Origin of the sequence: Lysinibacillus sp. VIII_CA (assembly GCF_049943995.1) — a bacterium.
GTDB lineage: Bacteria > Bacillota > Bacilli > Bacillales_A > Planococcaceae > Lysinibacillus > Lysinibacillus pinottii.
This window is the reverse complement of record NZ_JBNFXM010000001.1, coordinates 608,968-634,183: the sequence shown is the minus strand read 5'-3', so window position 1 is coordinate 634,183 and position 25,216 is coordinate 608,968. Positions and strand designations below refer to the sequence as shown.

General features: G+C 38.5%; 21 protein-coding genes and 1 pseudogene. 16 read left to right on the top strand and 6 right to left on the bottom strand.

The genetic code is table 11. The features are described 5' to 3' along the window. Window positions 1–8 precede the first annotated feature (8 nt). The 6 genes from ACP3VS_RS03060 to ACP3VS_RS03035 all read left to right on the top strand — a co-directional run bounded on the left by ACP3VS_RS03060 (window position 9) and on the right by ACP3VS_RS03035 (window position 6,074). On the top strand, window positions 9–1,319 hold the full coding sequence (locus ACP3VS_RS03060; protein ID WP_031418728.1) for a murein hydrolase activator EnvC family protein: 1,311 nt from the start codon (window positions 9–11) through the stop codon (window positions 1,317–1,319). A gap of 326 nt (window positions 1,320–1,645) precedes the next feature. Continuing rightward, the gene (locus ACP3VS_RS03055; protein WP_031418729.1) at window positions 1,646–2,278 is read left to right on the top strand and encodes a hypothetical protein; all 633 of its coding nucleotides are present in this window, start codon (window positions 1,646–1,648) and stop codon (window positions 2,276–2,278) included. Then, complete coding sequence (locus tag ACP3VS_RS03050; RefSeq protein ID WP_012292928.1) at window positions 2,275–2,862, top strand: redoxin domain-containing protein; 588 nt, start codon at window positions 2,275–2,277, stop codon at window positions 2,860–2,862. Before ACP3VS_RS03055 ends, ACP3VS_RS03050 begins: the two co-directional genes overlap by 4 nt. A 245-nt stretch (window positions 2,863–3,107) precedes the next feature. Then, window positions 3,108–4,550 (top strand): S41 family peptidase, encoded by a 1,443-nt coding sequence (locus tag ACP3VS_RS03045; protein WP_012292929.1) that lies wholly within the window; start codon window positions 3,108–3,110, stop codon window positions 4,548–4,550. 121 nt (window positions 4,551–4,671) lie between these two features. After that, entirely contained in the window at window positions 4,672–5,853 is a 1,182-nt protein-coding gene (locus ACP3VS_RS03040; protein ID WP_031418731.1) for a PDZ domain-containing protein, read from the top strand. Next, complete coding sequence (locus ACP3VS_RS03035; RefSeq protein ID WP_012292931.1) at window positions 5,853–6,074, top strand: DUF2198 family protein; 222 nt, start codon at window positions 5,853–5,855, stop codon at window positions 6,072–6,074. The genes ACP3VS_RS03040 and ACP3VS_RS03035 overlap by 1 nt, the downstream gene beginning before the upstream one ends. 140 nt (window positions 6,075–6,214) lie before the next feature. On the opposite strand, the pseudogene ACP3VS_RS03030 reads toward ACP3VS_RS03035, so the two are convergent. The 3 genes and pseudogenes from ACP3VS_RS03030 to ACP3VS_RS03020 all read right to left on the bottom strand — a co-directional run. Beyond that, a pseudogene (locus tag ACP3VS_RS03030) lies at window positions 6,215–6,545 on the bottom strand (transposase); the annotation flags it as partial. 239 nt (window positions 6,546–6,784) lie between these two features. After that, window positions 6,785–7,111: an AzlD domain-containing protein gene (locus ACP3VS_RS03025; protein WP_012292933.1), complete on the bottom strand. Its 327-nt coding sequence runs from the start codon at window positions 7,109–7,111 to the stop codon at window positions 6,785–6,787. Then, on the bottom strand, window positions 7,108–7,842 hold the full coding sequence (locus ACP3VS_RS03020; RefSeq protein WP_012292934.1) for an AzlC family ABC transporter permease: 735 nt from the start codon (window positions 7,840–7,842) through the stop codon (window positions 7,108–7,110). The genes ACP3VS_RS03025 and ACP3VS_RS03020 overlap by 4 nt, the downstream gene beginning before the upstream one ends. A 125-nt stretch (window positions 7,843–7,967) precedes the next feature. Between ACP3VS_RS03020 and ACP3VS_RS03015 the strand changes: the two genes are divergently transcribed. The 8 genes from ACP3VS_RS03015 (at window position 7,968) to ACP3VS_RS02980 (ending at window position 21,172) form a co-directional block, all read left to right on the top strand. Continuing rightward, a complete protein-coding gene (locus ACP3VS_RS03015) occupies window positions 7,968–8,519 on the top strand; it encodes a helix-turn-helix domain-containing protein (protein ID WP_012292935.1) in 552 nt (183 codons plus the stop codon). Window positions 8,520–8,530: 11 nt separating this feature from the next. Beyond that, window positions 8,531–9,169 carry a TVP38/TMEM64 family protein gene (locus ACP3VS_RS03010; RefSeq protein WP_012292936.1) on the top strand — a complete coding sequence of 213 codons (639 nt, stop codon included), beginning with the start codon at window positions 8,531–8,533 and terminating at the stop codon, window positions 9,167–9,169. Window positions 9,170–9,448: 279 nt separating this feature from the next. Continuing rightward, on the top strand, window positions 9,449–12,958 hold the full coding sequence (addB, locus tag ACP3VS_RS03005; RefSeq protein ID WP_426388355.1) for a helicase-exonuclease AddAB subunit AddB: 3,510 nt from the start codon (window positions 9,449–9,451) through the stop codon (window positions 12,956–12,958). Window position 12,959: 1 nt separating this feature from the next. Further along, window positions 12,960–16,676: a helicase-exonuclease AddAB subunit AddA gene (addA, locus tag ACP3VS_RS03000; RefSeq protein WP_426388354.1), complete on the top strand. Its 3,717-nt coding sequence runs from the start codon at window positions 12,960–12,962 to the stop codon at window positions 16,674–16,676. A gap of 82 nt (window positions 16,677–16,758) precedes the next feature. After that, complete coding sequence (locus tag ACP3VS_RS02995; RefSeq protein WP_426388353.1) at window positions 16,759–17,922, top strand: DUF418 domain-containing protein; 1,164 nt, start codon at window positions 16,759–16,761, stop codon at window positions 17,920–17,922. A gap of 127 nt (window positions 17,923–18,049) precedes the next feature. Then, entirely contained in the window at window positions 18,050–18,952 is a 903-nt protein-coding gene (locus ACP3VS_RS02990; RefSeq protein WP_012292940.1) for a fumarylacetoacetate hydrolase family protein, read from the top strand. A gap of 186 nt (window positions 18,953–19,138) precedes the next feature. Beyond that, window positions 19,139–19,507 carry a YisL family protein gene (locus ACP3VS_RS02985; RefSeq protein ID WP_012292941.1) on the top strand — a complete coding sequence of 123 codons (369 nt, stop codon included), beginning with the start codon at window positions 19,139–19,141 and terminating at the stop codon, window positions 19,505–19,507. Window positions 19,508–19,705: 198 nt separating this feature from the next. Then, a complete protein-coding gene (locus ACP3VS_RS02980) occupies window positions 19,706–21,172 on the top strand; it encodes an alpha-amylase family glycosyl hydrolase (RefSeq protein WP_036214815.1) in 1,467 nt (488 codons plus the stop codon). Window positions 21,173–21,275: 103 nt separating this feature from the next. On the opposite strand, the gene ACP3VS_RS02975 is transcribed toward ACP3VS_RS02980, so the two are convergent. Then, window positions 21,276–22,133, bottom strand: coding sequence for a DegV family protein (locus tag ACP3VS_RS02975; protein WP_012292944.1), 858 nt, complete (start codon window positions 22,131–22,133; stop codon window positions 21,276–21,278). Between the two features lie 144 nt (window positions 22,134–22,277). Then, entirely contained in the window at window positions 22,278–23,087 is an 810-nt protein-coding gene (locus tag ACP3VS_RS02970) for a Cof-type HAD-IIB family hydrolase (protein WP_031418748.1), read from the bottom strand. Window positions 23,088–23,208: 121 nt separating this feature from the next. Here ACP3VS_RS02970 and ACP3VS_RS02965 point away from each other — a divergent pair, with 121 nt between their 5' ends. Together ACP3VS_RS02965 and ACP3VS_RS02960 are read left to right on the top strand one after the other, a co-directional pair. Then, entirely contained in the window at window positions 23,209–23,973 is a 765-nt protein-coding gene (locus ACP3VS_RS02965) for a prolyl oligopeptidase family serine peptidase (RefSeq protein WP_031418750.1), read from the top strand. A gap of 53 nt (window positions 23,974–24,026) precedes the next feature. After that, window positions 24,027–24,335: a metal-sulfur cluster assembly factor gene (locus ACP3VS_RS02960; protein WP_025116795.1), complete on the top strand. Its 309-nt coding sequence runs from the start codon at window positions 24,027–24,029 to the stop codon at window positions 24,333–24,335. 59 nt (window positions 24,336–24,394) lie between these two features. Here the strand turns inward: ACP3VS_RS02960 and ACP3VS_RS02955 are convergent, their stop codons facing one another. Beyond that, window positions 24,395–25,090, bottom strand: coding sequence for a Crp/Fnr family transcriptional regulator (locus ACP3VS_RS02955; RefSeq protein WP_012292949.1), 696 nt, complete (start codon window positions 25,088–25,090; stop codon window positions 24,395–24,397). Window positions 25,091–25,216: the final 126 nt, after the last annotated feature.

Here is a 25,216-nt window from a genome sequence, read left to right as displayed (position 1 = left end):
TTCAATCGGTGAAAAGTAAGGCGAAAAACACATTGAAAACACTTGCAGTAGCATCTGCTCTCATTCTTTTTATCCAAACTCCATCAGCGTTTGCAACAAGTTTATCGGATTTAAAAGAAGAAAAAAAGCAAATTGAAACAAAGAAAAATGAATTAAATTCATCCATTTCAAACAAATCAAATGCAATTACAGCCAATCAAGAAAAACAACAAAAAATCATAGATCAAATTCAAGCATTAAACGCTGAAATCGACAAAACAAATAGTGATATAAAAAATGTACAAACCGAAATTCAAGCAACAAATGAAGAAATAAAAAAACTAGAAGAGTCTATTAAAGAACTTTTGCATAAAATTGAAGAGCGCGATGTTTTGTTACAAGAGCGAGCTCGAGCAATTCAAGCAGGAGGCTCTGTTAGCTATTTAGACGTATTATTAGGTTCTAATAGTTTTGTTGACTTTATTGATCGATTCTCTGCGGTCAATGCCTTAATGGAAGCGGATCGTCAAATTATTCAAGATCAAAAAGATGATAAGCAAAAATTAGAAGAACAAAAGCAAAGTGTAGAAGAAAAACGAAAAAAATTAGAAGGCCAACGAGCGGAGCTTGAACGACTAAAAGCTTCATTAAATAGCCAAAAAACTGAGAAAAATAAATTAGTTGACCAATTAGAAAAAGAGCAAGAAAAGCTAAAATCAGAAAAAGTATTACTTGAAAAAGAGTATTCAGAGGCTTTGGAAGTAAGCCAAGAATTACAGGATCAAATTATTTCTGAGCAAAAGCGTTTAGCAGAAATTGCTCGTCAACAAGAAGCAAAGCGTAAAGCAGCCGCGGCTGCAGCGGCTGCAGCTGCTGCCAACAATGGCGGTGGTGGCTCATCTGGTGGTACAGTCAATGCCCCTCAATCAAACGGCACATGGATAAAACCAACGAATGGTCGTTTAACATCACCTTATGGATGGCGTAACCTTGGAGCAGGCCCAGAATTCCATTATGGTGTAGATCTTGCCAATTCAACAGGGACACCAATTTGGGCAGCAGCAGATGGTGTAGTTGCTTACGCTGCACCATTAAGCTCATATGGAAATGTGGTCATTCTTACACATTCGGTAGATGGGCAAATCTATACAACTGTATATGCACATTTAAATTCATTTAATGTGAGTGTAGGACAAGAAGTAACACAGGGACAGCAAATTGCTGCAATGGGTAGTACTGGTCGTTCTACTGGTCCACACTTACACTTCGAAGTGCACATTGGTCCTTGGAGAGGACAGGCAGTTGGTAGTGTAAACCCGTTAAAATATATTCCGTTGTAAACTATAAGCTATACATTAGAGCAATCTAGTGTGTAGCTTTTTTTTGTCCTTCATCATTATGAAGTTCTTAATTATGTTTAGTGTCCAGCAAAAAATAATAGAATTACTAGCTAAACATAATTATTTGATAGACAGTAATTATTGAAGGTAGTGTTGAAAAAGGGAGGCACCTTCCTTTTCCTATTATCAAATTCTATTTAATGTTATGATGAATATATACATAGTGGGGTATATTTCTTAAGATTTTCTGAACACAATGTGAAACAGGCTTATTTTGAAAACGTTCTATGCTATGCTGTATGTATCTTTCGGAGGTGGATTATAGAGTGATCAATACAGATTGGTACTCCATCCGAGCACTAACTTTACCAGCAACTGCAATTGCTCTGCTTATTACATTTTTCATAGTTTGGCTTATTCTACGTTTACAATTTTCAAAAAAGTGGTCTGAGGCATATAGTGATGCAGCCTTTACGTTTATACTTGTTTGGAAATTTAGCTTGCTTGTCACTGACTTTAAAACGGTTGTGGCGCAACCCATCTCCTTACTATATTTCAACGGAGGTACGGTTGGCGTCTTTCTTGGCGCCATTGTTGCATCTTTGCAAATATGGCGGAAGCGACAAAAGCTCCCATTACAAGGCCATCATGTGATGGCGTATAGCTGGGCAATCATCTTAACCCAATCCATCTATCAATGGCTTGTTGTACTGCTCAACGACAACTCTACAACGAGTGAGATTACTACATTACTGGTACTAAGTGTTTTGACCATCTTCATACTATGGAAAATGCAGGGGATTAAGCGTGGCTTAATACTTTATACTACTGGCCTAAGCATTGTTGCTTTCTTCCAGCCACTTGGTATATGGCAAACGGCTGTAGGTATTAGTCTAGTATTGCTTTGTCTTGGTATTGTTTTAGAACAAGAAGGAATCAAAGAGGGAGGTAAAGGATGAAAAAAAATATTGGACTGCTGATTGTCGTGCTTTTAGTAGTTGCGATGATTGGTACATATGTAAAACAGCAAATTGATGAAGACCGAGCAATTGAGAAATCTGCTCTTGGCAAGGATATTGAGGAGCGAAAAATTGGTTTAGGCAATGGAGATACGCCGCCTGATTTTTCGTTAACAAGCTTAGACGGGAAAAATGTCAAATTAAGTGATCTTCGTGGAAAGAAGGTTGTGTTAAATTTCTGGGCGACATGGTGTCCACCATGTAAGGCAGAAATGCCTCATATGCAAAGTTTCTATGATGAATATGGGAAAGAAAAAAATGTTGAAATCATAGCTGTCAATTTAACATCCGCTGAGCGTGATGTGACAGCTGATGCGAAAGTGGATACGGTGATGACTTTTAGAGATAGCTTTGAGCTAACATTCCCAATTTTGTTGGACCCTGAAAATTCAGCCGGCTCGGACTATCAAATTATTACCATACCGACCACTTATTTTATTGATTCTAACGGTTATATTCAGCGTGCCATCAAAGGACCAATGGACGTGGATATGTTAAAAGAATATGTAGATGCATTAGATTAGTTCATAAAAAATCTGTTCGATTTCTATAGTTGAAACGAGCAGTTTTTTTTATTTTTCACTGACTCAGTGATGAAAAATCTTTAAGTGAATAGAAGCTCGCGCATGGTGAGGCCAAATTCCAGTAGGATAATGCCAATTATTCACAAATTGAGAGAAAGTATCTCTTCATTTCATAATTTTGAAAAGCAATCTTGTATGTTTGAAAAAATAGTGTCATACAGTAAAAGAGACGGAGGAGGGAAGATTTGCGCAAATTAACGGCCGGTGTCGGTGTCCTACTTAGTAGTTTAGTGGTAGGCAGTGGTATTTACTTTGATTGGTTTAATATGGGTGATAAAAAGGAGCCTGTTACGGAGGTTGACACAATTGGTGAGGCCATAACCCTCATTGAAGAAAAATCAGTGTACAATACAAAAAAGGATGCATTGGTGGAAGGAGCCCTTCGAGGTATGGCAGATGCCATTAAGGACCCTTACAGCACTTATTATTCCAAGGAAGAGGCTGAGCAACATCGACAAATGCTAGCTGAGGAAAGAGTAGGTATTGGTATTGAACTCTCAGAAAATAAAGGGAAATTTATCGTAGTTTCCCCTGTTCGTTCATCACCAGCAGAGAAGGCTGGTATGCGTTCACTTGATGAAATTGTACAAGTTGATGGTGTTCGTGTAGATGGTAAAACGATGAGTGAATTAATGCATTTAATTCAAGGGGAGAAGGGGACGAAGGTAACTATTGTTGTGTACCGTCCAAGTGAGGATAAGCATATTAAAATGACGATGGAACGGGCAGCTATCTCTAACAAGACGGTCTCAAGTGAAGTTGTAAAAGTAGAGGACACGACAATTGGCTATGTTTCTATCTCTCTGTTTGGTGAGAAGACGGCAAATGAGTGGGTTGCTGAAACAAGTAAGTTACTTCGGAAAGACGTTGAAGGAATTGTTATTGATGTTCGTGATAATCCAGGGGGTTATTTACATAGCGTCGCAGCGCTACTAAGCACAGTATTAGATAGTGGCAAGGTATTTGCATATATGCAAAATGCTGAAGGTGCTATGGAACCATTAAAAACACAAACAAAAGGTATCGATGAAAAATATTTAGAAAAGATGAACAAGATTCCGATTGTTGTTTTACAAAACCAAGGTAGTGCTTCTGCAAGTGAAGTATTAAGCGGAGCCTTAAAAAGCTGGGGACGTGCTTCTCTTGTTGGAGTGAAGAGCTTTGGGAAAGGAACGGTGCAGGAATCATGGGAGCTTTCTAATGGAGGAGAGCTTAAATTATCTACAAATAAATGGCTAACACCGAAGCGAGAATGGATTCATGGGCAAGGCATCGAGGCTAGTTTAGTAATTGAGCAAAATGAATTGTTCGCTTTTCAACTACATCCACTGACAGGGAAGTTTAAAGTGGGCGATATGAGCGAGGAAATTTCTTATTCACAAAATGCCTTGCAGAAACTTGGCTATCAAATAGATCGGTTAGATGGCTATATGGATGATACAACGGCTGAAGCGGTTAACCTTTATCGAAAACAGAAAAAATTAAAGCTAGCAGAAGATGAATTTTATATGGATACGACCTTCTTTAATAGCTTGAATGAAACATTGAAAAATTATAAAACAGATCGTCAGAATGATCAACAATTCCAAATGGCAACTAGTTTTTTACTACACACAATCGAACAATAAACTAATTAGTAGAACAAAAATACCATAATACAAAGCTTTCTATGAGTTTGTACTACGCAAGAGTGTAGTCGTTTGATACAATAAATTCATAGTATTCAAGATAGAAACGGCGGGTGTTCGTATGGTTAGTGAGATTTTATTAGAAATTGTAACAGCGATTGGCCGCTTTTTACTCAACCCATTACTGTATATAGCCATAATATTTGCTATTTTATTAGGTTATCGTCGCGTAAAGCAGGAGCGTAAATATTTTAATAGACGGATTATTTGGGGCTGGACAGAGTTAATCGGACAATGGAAAGATGGATGGCTTTATGCTTTGCTTATTTCCCTGATTAGTGTGGCGGCAGGCCTTACCGTTCCAAAAGTTTTTTTAATCCTTGTAATAGCTGTCTCTATCGTAGGGCTCGTATTGTATTTCCTGAATGCTTTGTCACCTATTTTAACCATGGGTGTAGCAACGCTAGCAATATGGGCTATGTTTTACTACAATTGGTCATTTACTTGGGGGGGCATTTCCCTGGCAGGTGTCGATTTAGAGAATGGGGCTATCGTTACCATTTCTATTATTGTAGGTCTTTGCGTCATTGCTGAAGGGCTTTTAATTCGACGTGCGGCAATAAAGGTCACAACACCTGGTATGGAAAAAACAAAACGAGGTATGCAGGCGATTGTCTATCGTTCAAGAAATGTTTGGGTATTGCCCATTTTCTTTGTTATGCCTGGTGATGCGATTTCTGCTGTATTCCCGTACTGGCCACAGTTTACGATTGGGGATACTAGCTTTGCACTCGTCCTTTTCCCACTTGTAATTGGCTTTTCCAAGCTGATAAGAAGGGAATTACCGGCCCTAGTATTACCTAAAATTGGACGTTCTGTAGTGATACTTGGACAGCTTATTTTAATAGGGGGACTGGCTGCATATCTTGAACCAATGATCGGTTATATGACGCTTGGGTTGGGAGCGATTATCCGTATCATCATCTCCATTTATTATGCTCAGCAGGATAAAACAGATCATTATGCGGTAGCACCTAGCACAAAGGGTGCTATTATTGCAGCAGTGCTTCCTGATTCGCCAGCTGAGAAAATGGGCTTACTTGCAGGGGAATGTATTCGGAAAGTAAATGGTGTTTCTATTTTTACAGAAAATGAATTATACGAGGCATTACAATTAAATGCAGCTCATTGTCGTCTTGAAGTGTTAGATCGAAACAATGAAATTCGTTTAACGCAGCATGTAATTTATAGTAATGATCATTACCGAATTGGATTACTATTAGCTGAGCCGAGGGATATATAATGGACGTTTTTGGCAAAATGATGTTAGCGCTCTTCATACCTGCTTTATTGGTGCTATTGTTCACAAGAATTACGTTTAATCGCTATGTTGCTCTATTATTGGCCATTGCGCTTATCGCTGCCTCAGTATATGCTGGATATACATCTCCACCAATTATTTTCGTTATAGATGCATTTTCATTGACAGTGGGCTTTTGGCTAGCAAGTAAAATGAAGAAATAAACAAGGTCAGTCCTCATGGGGGACTGTCCTCAGACTGTCGACAAAAGGAATTGAGAAGTTCACACTCGATTCCTTTTGTCATTTTTTTCTCTTTCATTATGTTTAAAAATGGTAATTTGATATCCAATAAAACAGACTCTTCAAGTATAACAACTCTTTGAAGCCGCCTGCCACGTCCAAGTAGCTAGTTTCTTTAAATTCATGGTAGCAAGAGAGTAAGCATCGCCTACATGGACAATTTTTTCAGACCTCTAGGTTGTCCATCGCATACCATGCTTTTCCTTTGCATCGGCAAAGACATGCTCAATCGTTTCTTTACGCTATAAATTTGTTTGATGTCATAGGAATGGCGTAAATGTTCAGCTTCCTCCACATACAGTTCCCCAATATGGCGTTGAACTAGTTTTTTGTGATTCTTACTTTCTGTACATTGGGAAAGGCTTGACACTTAGCACCATTCAAAGGTTTCGATGTTTCTCAAAAATTTACCTATGTAGATGGGGTACTTTATGTAGAAGTTGATAGGAACGAAGGGCGGCGACTCCTGCGGGAAAAGCGGGAAAGTCGAGATCCTGGACTGAGCGAAGCGAGGGAAGCAGCTCGACCCCGCCCGCGGAAAGCGTCCGCCCGTAGTGGAAATCAACGGCTTTACTTTATTTCATTGAGTTTGTCTACAGTCTAAGGTCAGTCCTCATGGGGGACTGACCTTTTTACATGAAAAATCGCACAGCTGCCATGATGATCACTCCTGCAACGACAGTAATAGATAAACTTTTCGTAATCAGTGCAATAAGTAGCGTTGGAATAAATGTAATAAAGACAGGCCAATCAAGCGTCACAATTTTGCCGCTTTCGGTATCGATTAAATTTTCAATGACAAGAGCACTTAAAATACAAACAGGAATAAAACTAAGCCACTTCAGGACAACATCTGGAAGTGTAACACTGCGTACAAAAATAAAAGGAATGACACGTGGTAGCCATGTGACAAGCGCACAGCCAATAATTAGCCATACCATATAAGCGGTTGTTGTCATTTATCTGTCACCACCCCAATGGTTGCTACGATTACTGTTGCTAGTAAAACAGCCACATGTGAAGGTACTATATAAGATAGACCATACATAATAACAGCCATATAGCCGATTAACTTAATATAATGCACGATTTTACTTTTGCCGACACTACTCAATTGTAAAACTAAAAGAGCGACAAACATAGCGATTAAGGCGAAATCTAATCCCCATTGTTCAGGATTTGCCACCCATTGCCCTAAGAAGGCACCCGTGACACAAGATAAAATCCAAAAAAGATACGCAGTTAAGTTAAGCCCATCCATCCATTTACCGTATAATTTACCGGTTTGCATTTGCTTAGTCACAGCCACTCCAAAGGTTTCATCTGTTAATAAAGTACCGAAGCCTACATTTCTAAGCATGGAATAACGCGTAAAATGAGGTGCTAATGTTAAACTCATTAATAAATGGCGTAAATTGACGACAAAAATGGTTACAATGATAGCAGAAGCAGGACTACTTGTTAAAAGTAGTGCACAAAAGATAAATTGTGCAGAGCCTGCATAAATCAATATAGTTAAAAGGGCGATTTCTAGCACTGATAGTCCTGAAGCGGAACCTACAACACCGAATGCAAGTCCTATACTAATATAACCGAGTAAAGTGGGTACACAATCCTTCACGCCTTGTATAAAGCTATCGTTAGGAGAGCTTGTTGCCGGATCATGATGAAGCTCTGTTGTACTTGTCATAAATAGGTCATCCTTTCTTAAAAATTTCCATGTATACTGTTGATGGAATAGTTTGATAGTTCTTGATGTTTATTAAAGTATACATATGTCTGATAAAATAAACAATAGAAAATTGGTGATTATAAATGGAACAAATGAGTCGAAATTTAGCCTTTCAATTAAAGAAAATTAGACAACAACGTCATTTAAGCTTAGATGATGTTGCCAAAGCGACAGGCGTTAGTAAAGCGCAACTCGCTCAAATAGAAAAAGGAGAGGCCAATCCTACGGTATCAACCATCTGGAAAATAGCTGCTGGTATGCGTATTTCATTTTCTTCATTATTACAGCCGCCAACAGCTCATTTCATGCGTTATAGCAGTAAGGATGTGCCACATGTTGATGAGGATGAGGGACGCTATCGTGTCTATTCAATTATTCCGTATAATCCGGAACGAGGCTGGGAATTCTACAAGGTTGAAATGGAGCCGGGAGCTGTTAGTAGGAGTGAAGCCCATACAGAAGGGGTAGAGGAAACTGTCATGATCATCAAAGGACAAGCTGCTATTTCTGCCGGAGATATGCATGAATTACTGGATGAAGGGGATACACTAGTATTCTCGGGGCATCAACCCCATGAATATCGAAATACATCTGAAGGGTTAACAATTTTTCATTTAATTTTACAGTATAAATAGAGGTGTCGATATTGAAAGAATGGTTTACAGTAGAAAATATTGAACTTGTGGCGGCGCAGTATCGAACACTCGGCCCCATCATTGGTTTACTGCTACCTTTTCTAGAAGCGTTTTTACCATTCCTACCATTAGTGGTGTTCGTTGTAGCTAATGCAAGTGCATTTGGCTTATGGCTTGGGTTTTTATTATCTTGGTTGGGTTCTGCAGCTGGCTCCTATGTAGTGTTTTTGCTTGTCCGACATTTTGGAAAACATCCAAGGTTGCGATTTATAACTGGCAGTAAGAAAGTACAGAAGCTTATTAAGTGGGTGGATATGAATGGTATAAGCCCTCTTTTTGTCCTCCTATGTTTCCCTTTTACACCTTCTGTCATCGTGAATATTGTAGCGGGTTTATCTCATATTCATAAAAAGTTTTACTTAGTCGTATTACTAGCCGGCAAGTTCGTCATGATTTTAGGTATGAGTGTATTGGGATATGATTTAAAATCGTTACTAACAAGCCCCGTGAAATTAATAATTGCAGCTGTTGCGATTGTTGTTTTATGGTTTATCGGTAAGCTGATTGAGAAGCGATTGAATGCCCGTGTAGAGAGAGATTTAAAACAAGCGCGAAATTTGACGAAAAATCAGGATCACCATGTAAGATAAATAGTTGAAGCCTCTTTGAATAGCTGAAGAGGCTGTTTTTTTGTGAAATGAATTCATTGGTTTTTATTGTCTATCGAAGGTTGATAGATAGTATTTGCTAGTTTTTTTCGATAGAATTTAAGATTGCTAACCATCGTTGTTAATGGCGTAATCATTTTTAACGGAATATGATTTAGTGATAGAAACGATAAAAAATAATTTATATATAAATGTTAGTGAATCGCTACTAACGCTCAATCAAGATAGGTAGAAGGCAATCTATAGAGGAGGGAAACGGATATGACATTGCGAATTGTTTCAGGACGCTCAGGAACAGGGAAATCGGTATTTATTCATCAAGAAATTGTTGAACAGCTAAAGAGTGATCCACTAGGTCATCCTATTTTTATAATTGTTCCTGACCAGATGTCTTATTCTACGGAATATGAGCTAACGAATAGGCATGGTTTGCAAGGCTTAATTCGTGCACAAGTGATGACGTTTAAGCGTTTAGCATGGCTCGTTTTACAGGAGACAGGTGGGATTGCTCGTAAAGAAGTAAATGGCTATGGTTATCGAATGCTAATCCGTAAACTACTGGAGGAACAAAAAAGTGAGTTCTCCTTATTCCGACAAGCTGCTGGAAAACGTGGTTTTACGGAGGAAATTGAAACACTTTTAAAAGAATTTAGTCGATATAGTGTAAATAGCTCTGTTTTAGCTGAGGTAAAGGAATCCTTAAAGGCAATCGACGCGCCAAATACCTTACAAGCCAAAACGAATGATTTATATGTCGTTTTGCAGGCATTAGAGGAACGCCTTGGTACGACATATGTCGATAGTGAGGGGTATTATCCGATTTTAACGGAGCAATTGAAGTATGCTGAAGCGATGAAGCAAGCAACCATTTACATTGATGGTTTCACGGCCTTTACGGTGCGAGAGTTAGAGCTGGTCCGTGAATTGCTTAAGGTCACTAAACAGGTAACTGTGGTTCTTCCGTTTGATCATATAGACGAAGCTTTTGATGAACAGGCTCTTTTTCATGAAGCGGCGTTAACGAATCAGCGATTACATGATATTGCAAATGAAGAAGGCATAGACGTTGAGCCACCTTTACATTTTTATTATACTCAAAGATTTCAATCTGAAGATTTACAACATGTAGAGGCAAATTTTGCTAATATGGTGCCCCACACCAAAAAAACTTCTGGAGATGTAATGGTATTTGAAGCATCCAATCGTAGAGCGGAGGTTCACGCGATTGCCCGGGAAATAACAAAGCTTACAAGAGAATATGGCTATCGTTATCAAGATATAGTCCTTTTATATCGACAAGCAGAGCTTTACGATCCATTGATTACAAGTATTTTCCAACAATATGAAATTCCTATATTTACAAATACTAAAAAAACAATGCTCCATCATCCATTGATAGAGCTTAGTCGTTCGGCATTAGAAATCATGACGTCTAATTGGAAGTATGAGCCTGTGTTTCGAAGTGTAAAAACAGATTTGTTTTTCCCCTTACAAGCGGAGCTAACTATCTGGCGTGAACGAGCTGATCGATTGGAAAATTATTGCTTAGCGCAAGGAATCTATGGTGAACGTTGGTTTGAAGAGCCTCGTTGGTTTTATAAAAAGTATCGTGGGCTTGAGTTCCATTCGCGTGTACAAACAGATGAAGAACGTGCGATGCAAGCAGAAATTGAGGCAATTCGTGACGAAATTCGTCAACCGTTAAAGAGTTTACAAGACAAACTGAGTATAGCGTCAACAGGTAAGGATATTGCCACCGCTTTATTTGAGCTAGTAGAGTCATTACAGGTATATGAGAAGCTTCAAGCTATGAAGGATCGTGAGCTTGAGCGAGGAGATGCACTCGCAGCGAGTGAACATGAGCAAGCTTGGAATGAATGGATCAATGTACTGGATCAATTTGTCTATATGTTTGGCGAGCAGGAGATGTCAGTGGAGGAAGCGGCTAAAATTCTTGATGAGGGCTTTGATACATTAGAATTTTCTCGCATTCCGCCAACCTTAGATGAGGTTATGGTAGCGACGGTTGATTTAGCTCGTTTATCCAATATTAAAGTGGCCTTTGTTTTAGGGATGAATGATGGTGTGTATCCAACTCGGATGGAATATGAAGGTTTATTGTCAGATACGGAGCGTGAATGGTTTAGTCAAATTGGTTATGAGCTAGCACCAACCTCTTCTAACCGTTTATTACAGGAAAATTTCTTATTTTATCGAGCGGCCTCCACACCGTCAAACAAGCTTTATTTGACGTATCCAACAGCAGATGAAGAAGGAAAGGCACTGTTATCGTCTCTTTATATAAAAAAATTCATCGGAAATGACAAAATAGCTGGGTTGTTGAGTGGTGTTCAAGCGGAGCGTGTTGTAATGGATCCAATTGAATTATTAGATGAAAGTGCTTTACCGTATTTACGCCATCCGCGAACAGCGTTAGCACATTTAATGGTGCAACTATGTCAGGCAGAGCATAGCCGTGAGCTAGCACCAGAATGGTTAGCGTTACAAAAATTTTATCAACAGGACCCATATTGGGCACTTATTTTTGATCGGGTACATTATCCAATTACTCATAAAAATGAAGCAGAGCCATTGGAAACCTATATAACACAAGAGTTATATGGGCAAAAGCTCACATCTAGTGTGTCTCGAATAGAGAAATATTTTAGATGTCCATTTTCTCATTTCACAACGTATGGTCTACGTTTAGAAGAACGTGCGGAGTACCGTTTAGAAACCTTTGCAATGGGTGATTTATTCCATGAGGCGTTAAAGTGGATAACAGAGGAAACTCACCGACTGCAACTATCCTGGATTCGTTTAACAAAACAACAAATTAAACAGTTGGCACGTCAAGCAGTAGAGCAAATTGTTCCTGTCTTCTCCCATCAAATTTTATTGTCTAGTGCACGTTATCGCTATATTCAGCGTAAGCTTATTCGAATTGTGGAACGCACGATGATGGCTTTGACGCAGCATGCAAATGTGTCTCACTTTAAACCAATTGCGATCGAGGCATCGTTTGGCCCAGGACAACATGAACAGCTTCCCCCTCTTGAGATTGATTTGACTAGTGGTAAGAAAATGTTTATGCGAGGGCGTATTGATCGAATAGATAGTGCCACGATAGATGACCGCTCTTATTTACGGATTGTTGATTATAAATCATCAGCTCGAGATTTAGATTTAAATGAGGTTTATTATGGATTGTCTTTACAGGTTCTTACCTATTTAGACGTGGCAATGGAAAATAGCACCTATTGGCTTCCAGGGGAAACAGAACCTGCTGGGGTACTGTATGTCCATGTCCATAACCCCATGTTAAAACTAGATAAGGATATGACGGATAGTGAAATAGAAGAGGACCGATTAAAGCAGTATAAAATGAAGGGTCTACTGTCTGAGAATGCTGAATCCATTTTATCAATGGACGAGCAGTTAGAGGAAAGTAGTGGTCACTCAAAAATTATCCCAGTCTATATGAAAAAAGATGGAACACCTTCTGAATCGCAATCTCGCATTGTGCCTGTGAAGGATATGAAAAGACTTCAGCATTTCGTACGTCGTAAGCATCAGGAGGCTGGGAATGGGATTTTGTCTGGTGACACGGCCATCAGCCCGTATAAATTAAAATCCAAAACGGCTTGTGATTATTGTCAGTTTGCAGCGGTTTGTCAATTTGATCCATCTGATGGTAAACAAAACTATCGTCAGTTAATGCAAGCGAAACCAAATGAAATTGTTGATAAAATTCGGAAGGAGATAGAGTAGCATGGTCCAAACAATTCCTATAAAGCCGGCGGATGTCTCATGGACAGACGATCAGTGGAAAGCCATTTACGCTAGTGGTCAGGATACACTTGTGTCGGCTGCAGCGGGGTCTGGGAAAACAGCGGTACTGATTAATCGTATGATTGAAAAAGTTATTGCTACTGACAATCCCATTAATGTAGATGAGCTACTGGTGGTGACCTTTACGAATGCTTCAGCAGCTGAAATGCGCCATCGAATGTCAGAAGCTCTAGAAAAGGCTATAGTAGAAAATCCAACTTCCAGTCATTTAAGACGACAACTGAGTCTTATTAATAAGGCGCAAATATCAACATTGCATTCTTTTTGTTTAGCAATTGTTAAACAGTACGCTTATTTGCTCGACATCGATCCTGGATTTCGTATTGCTAATGAGGCAGAGGTAGCCTTATTAAGAGATGATATAGTAACGGATGTTCTAGAAGGAGCCTATGATTCTGAAGAAGAGACACAGGTACAAGCTATTTATCGACTTGTGGATAGCTTTACGTCAGATCGAGATGATCAGGCTATAGAAACGCTGATTAGTAAGCTTTATGATACTTCTCGGGTACACGCAGAGCCTCAAAGATGGCTGTGGAGCTTACCGAAAGCTTATGAATTAGCGGAGGAAGTGACAATTGATGATTTAGAGCTATCCCACTATGTTAAATTGACTGTTCGACATAGTTTGGAGGAAGCCTTCGTACTAATTTCAGAAATGCGAGCAATTACCCTCCAACCCGATGGACCAGCCCCATATGCTGAAACGGCAGAAATTGATTTTGCTATGATTCAGGAAGGGATTCGAATAAGTCAGGAAGGTACATGGCAGGAACTCTTTGATTATTTTGCGACTGTCAAGTGGTCTACATTAAAGCGAGTATCAAAGGACGCTTTAGTAGACGTGGAGTTACAGGAGCTTGCAAAGAAAAAGCGGGAAGCAGCGAAAAAAATTATGAATAAAATGAAAGAAACCTATTTTATTCGCACCCCCGCACGTTTGCTAGAAGAAATACGCTTGATGGCGCCAATCATTGGCACATTAGTGGAATTGACGACTATTTTTAGTGAGCAATTCAGACTTGCCAAGTTAGAGCGAGGTATTATTGATTTTTCAGATTTAGAGCATTATGCACTGCAAATTTTAACAGTTGAGGTAGATGGAGAGCTACAGCCATCCCCCGTAGCGCTTGATCTGAAAAAACGTTTTAAGGAAGTACTTGTGGATGAATATCAGGATACAAATATGCTACAGGAAACGATCTTACAACTTGTCAAATCAGGAGAAGAACAGGATGGAAATCTGTTTATGGTGGGAGACGTCAAGCAAAGTATTTATCGTTTCCGCTTAGCCGAACCTAAGCTCTTTATGAGGAAATATAGTGAGTTTTTGGAAACGCCTGATGCAACGGGCATGCGTATCGATTTAAATGCCAACTTTCGTAGTCGTAAAGAGGTATTGAACGCGACAAACTATATTTTTGCTCAAATTATGGGTGAGCGTGTCGGCGAAATTCTCTATGATGACAATGCGTCATTAAAGCCAGCAGCGCCCTATGATGAAAAAGAAGTACCTGTTGAGCTTGTCGTGATGCATCCTCCACAGGATGAGGAAACAGTAGACGAGCAAGAGGATAAAACTGATGAAGCATCTGAGTTAGAGGAATTAAAAAAGTCACAATATGAAGCACGCTTTATTATTGATCGTATACGACAGATGATGGAAGATGGCACCACTGTCTATGATACGAAATCAATGACAGAAAGGCCATTGAAGTATAGTGATATTGTTATTTTAATGCGCTCTATGACATGGTCGACGGATTTAGTGGAGGAATTTAAACTAGCGGGTATTCCACTTTATGCAGAGTCGTCCAAGGGCTATTTTGATGCACTGGAAGTCATGATTATATTAAATGTCCTAAAGGTAGTGGATAACCCTTATCAGGACATCCCCTTGGCTTCTGTACTGCGTGCACCTTTTGTTGGCTTGACGGAAAATGAATTAGCTAAAATCCGCTTAGCTGATTCAAAGGTACCTTTCTATGATGCATTACGACAATTTATTCGAAGTGAAGGACAGGGAGTACAGACGACTACATTTGAAAAACTTCAACGCTTTATGCTAGCTTTTGAAAATTGGCGAGATTTAGCACGGCGTGGATCACTATCAGATTTAATTTGGAAGATTTATTTAGATACACATTATTATGAAATGGTTGGTGCAATGCCCAATGGTAAGCAGCGGCAGGCCAATTTACGTATCTTACATGATCGTGCATTAATGTATGAGCAAACGGCCTTTCGAGGACTCTTCCGCTTTTTACGCTTTATAGATCGGATGCGTACACGCGGAGATGATTTAGGGACTGCTAAATCAATTGGTGAAAAGGACGACGTAGTACGCCTTGTGACCATTCACTCCTCCAAGGGATTAGAATACCCTGTAGTCTTTGTGGCAGGAATGGGACGCCCATTTAATAAGATGGATTTTCATCATCCTTATTTATTCGACCAAGATTTTGGCCTAGCTGTAAAGGCCATTGACCCAGAAAATCGGATAACTTATACTTCATTACCGTTTTTGGCGCTGAAAGAGAAAAAAGAGCTGGAAATGCGTGCAGAGGAAATGCGTGTCTTATATGTTGCCATGACACGTGCAAAGGAACGTTTGATTTTAGTGGGCTCCGTGAAGAATTGGGAGAAAACACGAGACAACTGGCAGGATGCACAAAATATACCGAGTGATGCTCCGCTTCAAGAATATTTGCGGGCTAGAGCTAATAGTTATCTAGACTGGATTGGACCAGCTGTGGCAAGACATGGTGACTTTGCCTCCCAAGCTACCACTTCATATAAAGAATTGGACAGTCCATCCCATTGGTGGATACAGCCCATTGATACGAGACATTATTCGTATGATATACAGGCATTTAATGATGAAATACAACAACACCTTACAACACAAGAGGATGAGGCACTTTTATCTGAAATAAAGGCACGCTTTCACGCGCAGTATACGTATCAAAAATCAACAAGAAAACGCTCTAAAACGTCGGTCAGTGAAATTAAACGTTTAGAAAACTTACAGCGTCAGGAGGAGCCAGAATATTATTTTGCTACTCCAGCTAAGCGGACTTCAACTTCTATTGCACCACGACCAACCTTTTTACAGGATCAACAGCTAACAGGCACGGAAATAGGAACGGCTGTACATACAGTGATGCAGCATATTCCACAGTTTGGCTTTGATACTATTGAAGCTGTAAAAGGCTTTGTAGCAAATTTAGTAGCAAAACAGCTACTAACAGAGGCAGAGGGAAAAGTGGTTCCGATAAAGAAAGTTTATCATTTCTTTCATACCGAAATTGGACAACGCTTTAAGCAGGCAAGACAGATACGTAGAGAAATGCCATTTACTATTAGTAGAGTAGATGAAGATGGGGATGCTCAAATCGTCCAAGGGATTATCGATTGTTTGTTTGAGGATGAATATGGTAACTGGGTCTTGCTAGATTACAAGACAGACCGCATCCTCCCACATTTTGCAAAGGAGCCCGCCCTGACAAAGGAAATAATGGGGCGTTATGCTGTTCAGCTTCGTGTTTATAGTGAAGCTATTGAATCGATTTTACAAATTAAAGTAAGTGAAAAAGTGCTGTATTTATTCGATAATGAACAAACTGTACAGGCATAAGCATTTGTTATGGAAAGCGGAGTCATGCAATTTTTGCTTGCTCTGCTTACACCATAGCTGCTATTTAAGAGGGGGCTATTTTGTGGAGTTTAAACCGACAATGTTGCAGAATCGACTGGCAACATTAGATATTTTACGAGGTATTAGTTTATTAGGTATTTTACTCGTAAATATGTATGCATTTTATTTGCCAATGCCGCATATTGATTTGGCATCTTGGTTTACAACACCATCCGATATCGTTTGGCAGAAAAATTTAGATATTTATGTACAAGGTAGCTTTTATCCACTATTTGCGATGCTATTCGGTTATGGGCTTGCCATGCAGTGGCAAAAAGCACAAAGTCGTGAGCAAAATTTCTATACGCTAGGATTACGAAGACTTTCTGTATTATTTGCCTTTGGTTTAATACATGCCGTACTTATATGGTGGGGCGATATTTTAATGGTGTACGCCTTTTGTGGGGTATTTTTAGTGCTTTTACTACGTTTAAGCCCTATTTGGTTATTGATTAGTGCAATTATCATGAATGGTTTGATGCAAGTTTTTATGTTATTTGTTTTAGGGATTATGGAGTTTAATACGAAGGTGGATGACTATTTAGATATTGTATCTGTTGAGAAGGCGATTACGGCTTATGGGACTGGAAACTGGCTAGATGCCTTTATGCAACGCTTAACAGACTTATCGATGCAAGCAAGTATAGGGATGTGGTTTGCCGCATTGTTTACTATTTTACCATATATGTTAATAGGCGCAGCTGCATCAAAATGGCGTCTAGTAGAGCGAGCAAAAGAATTAAAATGGCTGTGGCTAGCACTTGCCCTTGCCGGATTGATTATCGGCATAACAATCAAAAGTTTGCCTATTATGCTTACACGGACATATTTATTAGATTATTTAAAGGTATACATAGGTGGCCCTATCCTTTCTGTGGGATATATCGCGGTCATAGTGCTACTTTGCCTGCTGCCAATTGTACCTAAGCTACTTAGTCCTTTTGGCAAAATTGGAAGAATGTCGTTAACGATGTATATATTGCAATCCATAATCGGCACGTGTTTATTCTATCAATTTGGCTTTGGTTGGTATGGGAAAATAAGTGTAGAAACAGGTGTATTCATTGCCTTTGGAATAATTGTTGTACAAATGATCATAGCCGAAATTTGGTTATCAAAATGGAAGCAAGGTCCGTTAGAGGCTTTATGGCGCAAATTAACGTATAAGGAAAAAGGAAAAATATGATAATATATTCCGCTTCACATGCATAATTTATGAAGATATAACAACTTATAAAATTATTGTCGCAAAAGTGAGGCAATTTCTATCATATTGTTGTATCATGTAGAAAAAAGAAGGAGCTCTTTCAATCATGAAAATTTTATCATTCAAATTAGGTGGACATGTAAGCTTTGGACCAAAAGTAAAAAAAGAAGAAGCGGTATGGGATGTACTCGCTATTCAAAATGAACTTCAAGTTCTCCCTTCTTTTTCAAGTTCAATTGTAGATGGCATTGCTTTAGGCTTTGATTTTGTTGAACAGATTCGTAAATTAGTAGAAGCAGCTGAAAAATCAGATCGTGCTAATAGTTTTAAACGTGAATTTACAGAAATCGAGTGGCTTTCACCAATCCCACGTACACCTAAAAATATTATGTGTATAGGTAAAAATTATAATGAACATGCCAAAGAAATGGGTGCAGAGGCAGCACCAACGGAATTAATGGTATTTACAAAATCACCAACGGCTATTGCAGCAGATGGACAAACGCTTTCCATCCATGCGGACCTTTCATCTAAAATGGATTATGAAGGGGAGCTTGCTATCGTTATTGGAAAACGTGGTAAAAACATTCCGAAAAACTTAGCATATGATTATGTTTTTGGTTATACAATTGCCAATGATATAACAGCTCGTGATTTACAAGAGAAGCATAAACAGTTCTTCTTAGGTAAAAGCTTGGAGGGCACTTGTCCGCTTGGACCATACCTTGTAACAAAGGATGAAATTCCGAATCCTCAGGACTTAACAGTAGTCACAAAAGTAAACGATGAAGTACGCCAAAACGGCTCGACGAAGGACATGATGTTCTCAGTTGAAACTTTAGTATCTATCCTATCTGAGCATGTAACACTAGAGCCAGGCGATGTTATTTTAACAGGTACACCAGCAGGAGTTGGTAAAGGCATGAACCCGCCACAATTCTTAAAAGCTGGAGATACAGTAAAAGTATCTATTCAAGGCATTGGTACTTTAGTCAACCATTTTGAATAATAAAAGGGAATCCGTGTGAGTCTTTACTCCGCGGATTTTTTTATTACTCCCTGTGTAAGTTGCTTTCTAGGGAGTTTCTAAGTCGCAAATAGTGTAAATTATGTGAACACTATTGTAATGTTTGAAACCCTTTCCATCGCATGGTAGGATAGAGTTTGATAGAAAAATGAATGAGGTGGGACAAACATGGGTTTTTTAACTAGCCAAACGCATTTGCATATTACTACGTGGGTAGTAGCTATTGTTATCTTTTTAATCGCTGCGCTAATGGGCAAGCAATCAAAAGGCTTACATATGACATTGCGTCTATTCTATGTACTAATTATCATTACAGGTGGGGCATTATTCATTGAAGGCATGAATTACAACATGGGCATGCTTTACGGCTTTAAATTCATAGGTGGTATTCTAGTAATTGGTATGATGGAAATGGTATTAGTACGCCAAAAGAAAAATAAACCAACTGGCATGTTCTGGATTTTATTTGCAGTATTCTTATTGATTACATTGTTCCTAGGCTTCAAGCTACCAATGGGTCAAAATTTCTTAGCATAATATTTGGTGAAAGTCGTGAAGTATGTGCTTCGCGGCTTTTATTTTTTTAAAGCAGATAGCATACTGAAATGGAAGTGAACGGACACCTTTTTGCCGTAATTCGTTCCGCATTTTCGTAAAATCTTTTGAAATGATAGCGACGTGACAGTGTTATTTGGTAAAATGACGATGGATTGGTTTGAAAGAGAGGGAATAACAGTGAAATTCAAGAAGTGGATAAGTGCGACAGCTGCATCACTTTTACTAGCTACTACATTTGTAAGTACTACACCTGTTGCGCATGCGGATGCAAAAGCAACAACATCGATTGCAGAAGAGAGCATCTATGATTTACTCGTTGACCGTTTCTTTAATGGCTCGGGCACAAACGATTTTGATACAAATACGCAAGACCCTTCGAAATTTGCAGGGGGGGATTTTACAGGTCTACAAGATAAATTAAAATTTATCGGTGAAATGGGTTATACAATTGTTTCCATTGGACCTATTTACTCTACAGAAAAATATGATGGATCTATGCCAACAAGCTATTCTACGATTGAACGCCATTTTGGGACTACAGAAGAATTCCAAAGTGTTGTAGAGGCCTATAAAGCTAAAAACATGTCTATCATGGTGGATTTCCCACTCAGTGATGTAAGTCCTAATCATGAATGGGCAAAGGATGCTGCCAAAGCAGACTGGATTGCTTCTACGAATAATGGGCAAATTCAGTGGGATTTATCGAATAAAGACGTGCAAGAAGCGCTTATTCAATCAGCCATAGATTTTGTTTCTACATATGATATTGGTGGGATTCGATTAACCCATATTTCAGATGCTGATACGGATTTTATAAATAACATGATAGCTGCATTAAAAGATACTAAAGCCTCTCTTTATGTCATAACAAATGAAGCGAGCGATGCTGATTTTGATGCAACCTTCTCAACGGAGACAGCAGAAATTTATCGTAATATCTTTAAGAATGTTGATATGGACTCGTCTAAATTAACAGAGCCATTTTCAGGAGAAAAACCGACGCAAATTATGGTAGATTCTCTAGAAACCCACCGTTTTACATTCGATTCTGCGAATGAAAATATGTTCCCGCCTACACGTTTAAAAATGGCTATGGGTGCTTTATTTATGATGCCAGGAACTCCAGTTGTCCAATATGGTACAGAAATTGCGATGAACGGGGAAGCTAAACCTGATACACATCAACTTTATAACTTTAAAACAGATGAAGAATTAATTGATTATATAAAAAATGTTCAAACCTTACGAAATCAGTCTGCCACTCTACGTAATGGTGATTTTAAAGTCATTACAAATGAAAATGGTCTACTTGTCTTTACACGTACTTCGGATGAAGAACAATGGGTAATTATGGTTAATAATACGAGCAAAACACAACGCGTGGACTTAACACCTGAACAACTGGGTGAAGGGAAAATGCTAAACGGGATTTTACATGAGGAAAAAGTTCGTATAAATGAAAAGCAAGTTTATCCAGTTATTTTAGACAGAGAAATGGTAGAGATTTATCAGGTTCGAAATGATGAGGGATTAAACGTGCCGTATATGGTTGCTCTTGGCTTAGTTTGGGTCATCTTTATTGGCTTTGTTGTCATCATCATTAGACGAGGAAAAGTTCGTCGTCAAGAACAAGACGCTTCTTAATAATTTCACAAAGAAAATAGCATGCTAGGAGTCGTCCTAACATGCTATTTTTGTTTTCATTCAGTGAAGTTCAAACAGCTCGGCAATGCCAATCATTCATGGCTTAGCCTTGATAGCTCTTATTCGTGAAGAAGATTGCGATAGTGCCCGGCCCCACATGTGAACCGATCGCTGAGCCAATCATTGTAATTTGAACCGACTGTGGAGAAAAACGCTCCTGAATGGATGCCTTTGCTTCATTGGCAAAGGCCACATCATCACTATGACTAATACCAACAATTTTATTCGTAAAGCTACCTCCACGCTCCTGCATTAAATCCAGCATACGATTAAGTGCTTTTTTACGACCACGTGATTTTTCTATCGGTACAAGCTTGCCATCTTCTACATTTAAAATAGGTTTAATACTTAGAAGACCACCTAAAAAGGCACTAGCCTTTGAGACACGCCCACCCTTAGCGAGGTAGTCCAAATCTTCAACTGTAAATAAATGCTCCATCTGAGGAGCGAAAGCGCTAATTCTAGTCGCTACATCTTCAAAGGAGGTTCCTAAATTTCTAAGTCGAACAGCTTCTTCTACAACAAGTCCATGTCCTAGTGATGCACATTTAGAGTCAATAATGACTAACTTCAATGAAGGATATTGTTCTAATACTTGATTCCGAATCATTTGAGCAGTACTATATGTGCCGGATAATTCTGAAGAAAAGGCAATATAGATACCTTCCTCCTCTTTTTTGGCTAAATCTTCAAAGTGCTTCAAGAAAAGCTCTGGCGATACTTGAGATGTTTTTGGTTGGGCACCTTGACGGATTCCATCATAAACCTCTTTGGAATCAATGGAAATGACATCTTCATATTCTTTGTTGTTCAATTGCACTCGTAAAGGGAGTAGCACGACATCATTTTCTTCATAGTAAGACTTTGGTAAATCACATCCACTATCCGTAAAAATCTTCATTCTCTTGTCCCCCTAATTTCAACTTACTTTTTAAAGCCTGTTTAGCTTTATTCAGTCGGTACTCACTTAAGTCAACCGGAAGGGGTACCACTGAATAAAGTTAAACTGGTAAAAATGGTATAGTAACTTGAAGTTACTACTTAACTATGATAATTTCAAGCGTTCGATGAGTATTTTTGCAATCCCATCCTCATTATTTGTCGTAGTTATTTCATTGGCAATATTTTTAAGGCTTGATATACCATTCCCCATCGCTACGCCAATTCCAGCATATTCAATCATCTCTAAATCATTGTCTTCATCACCAAATGCAATAATGCGTTCACGCGGAATACCTAAATCCTTTGCTACGTGTGCAATGCCTACTGCTTTATTTAAGCCACGGCGAACAATTTCTATAATATGAAGCGGTGCTCCCCAACGACGGTGTTCAATAACTTCAGCGTGTACAGCCTGTAAATGGTCACGAATAATGACAGAATTGGCTTCATTTGCCTGTATCAGTAAACTTGTAGGATTATCTAAGAGATGTGTGTATAAATCCCCAAGTGTAATTTTGGGATTACCCATATTAAAAATATTTAAGATGCGATCATCCTCTGTGTGTACATAAATATCATCTTTTACCTCAGCAATAATATTTTCATACTCATAACTATTAATGGAATGAACGACATCATGGACAACACTTAAATCAATGGGAGTGTGCATATGCTGCCAAGAGGCATTTTTAGGGTGATGCACATAAGCTCCATTAAAATTGACTATTGGTGTTGTAAGCCCAAGCTCATGATAATAAATATCACTAGCACGATATGGACGGCCAGTTGCAATCATCACTTGATGCCCCTGTTCCTTAGCCTGCAATAATGATTTTTTTGTTTTTGAGGAAATTTGTTGTTGGTCTGTTAATAAAGTACCATCTAAATCTAACACGATTAAATGCGGTTTCATAGCTCGTTGCCCCTTTCCTATAGTTTGAATAGTATCTCTTTGTCTTTCATTCGTCAAAATTTTGTCACAGTGAAAAAAGTTTGCTAACATAAAGATGAGACAAGAGTTGGGAGTGACAAGAATGTTTGTAGAAAAAGAAATGTGGGGAAATATTCCTTTATTACATATACATTCAGACAATATGAATGAAGAAACACCGGTAGTGATCTTTTTACACGGCTTTATGAGTGCAAAAGAACATAACTTACACTATGCATATCAATTGGTGCATAAAGGGGTGCGTGTCCTATTACCAGATGCAAAATTTCATGGTGATCGTAACGAAGGCCTAACAGAGATGCAAATGAACTTGAAATTTTGGGACATTGTTATAAATTCTATTCATGAAGTGGAACAATTATATAATGAATTAAAGAATAAAAATTTATTAGCTAATCATAAAGTTGGCCTAGCAGGTACGTCCATGGGTGGTATTGTGACATCAGGCTGCCTTAAGCTTTATGATTGGATTCAAACGGCTGCAATATGTATGGGTGCGCCTGGTTTTATAAAGTTGGGTGAATACCAATTACAGCAATTCATAAAAAGTGGTGTCAATTGGCCCATGACAGAGAATGATGTTCAAAAAATTAATGAGGTCCTAGCTAACTATGATGTTAGTCTAACTCCTGAAAAATTTGCGGGACGCCCGATATTCTTTTGGCACGGTGAATTAGATAAAACCGTCCCTTTCCATGAAACATATAAATTTTATGAAACATTACGGGAATACTATCAAGCAAACCCTGAAAATTTAACATTCATGGTGAATAAAAAGGCTGGACATGTTGTACCACGTGATGGAATGTTGGCAGCAACAGAGTGGCTTGCAGAGCATTTGGCATAATATGATGCATCTGCTATGATAAGGTTAACACTATGATGGAAGGAGAAATGGGAATGGATCAGGATATGAAAGATAGCATGTTAGGTGCATTAGAAAATGTAATTGACCCTGAGCTTGGAATTGATATCGTCAACTTAGGTTTAGTATATGATGTAGATTTAGATGATGAAGGTGTAGCAACGGTTACAATGACGTTAACATCGATGGGCTGTCCACTTGGCCCAGTGATTGTGGATCAAGTGAATACAGCATTAAACGAGCTTCCAGAAGTGAAAAGTACAAATGTAAATATTGTATGGAATCCACCTTGGTCAAAAGACAAAATGTCACGCTATGCCAAAATGGCATTGGGTGTACGCTAATAGTGTCTATTAAAAATCCCTGCTTATTTTTAATAAGCAGGGATTTAGCATGTAACGAATTAATCGATACGGCATACTTGTAATGGACAATTTTCGCAGGCAATCTCATTTTTTAAAAATTGTAAATCATGAATAGTAATAAAGCCTTTGTCAAAAGTCAAAATGTCATGTTTTTTTAAATCATTCAACATGCGATTAATCATTTCACGACTAGTCGCACACAAATTTGCAATTTCCGTATTTGTTAGTTGAAACTCAATAAAAATGGAACCATCCTCTAAAAGCTTACCATACGTATTAGATAGACGAATGAGCGTTGAAAACAAGGCACCCTTTTTTCCGTTTAACACTAAATCACGCAAACGACTCTGATGCTTTAAATTTTCTGTTTGTAGCCACTTCATATATTCCACCATAATCGTAGGCTGTTCTTCCAGTAAATGTTCTAATGACTGCCGACTTAAAACATATAGCGTAGCAGATTCTAAAACTTTTGCAGTCATGGAATTATAGACAAGGTTACAAAATAATGAACCCTCTCCAATGATACTATCAGGACCACATATTCGAATCGTCAATTCCTTCCCAGTTTCTGTTTCTTGACTAATCGATACAACACCCGACTTAATATAGTAAATTTCCTTTGACCGTTCACCTTCTAGAAAAATTTTATTCCCTTTATTTACTTTGATAAAAACACCATGCTTTTGAAAAAGGTCCATAATTTTTTCTAACATATTATCCTTTGAAACCATATCTCCAACACATCGCTTTCTTTTTGTAATAAATGGCGATTATTACAAAAGGACAGTGGATTTTTCGATACTTAAACATAGAAACATACCATTATTATAACGTAAATGTTTATTTATAAGTGTAAA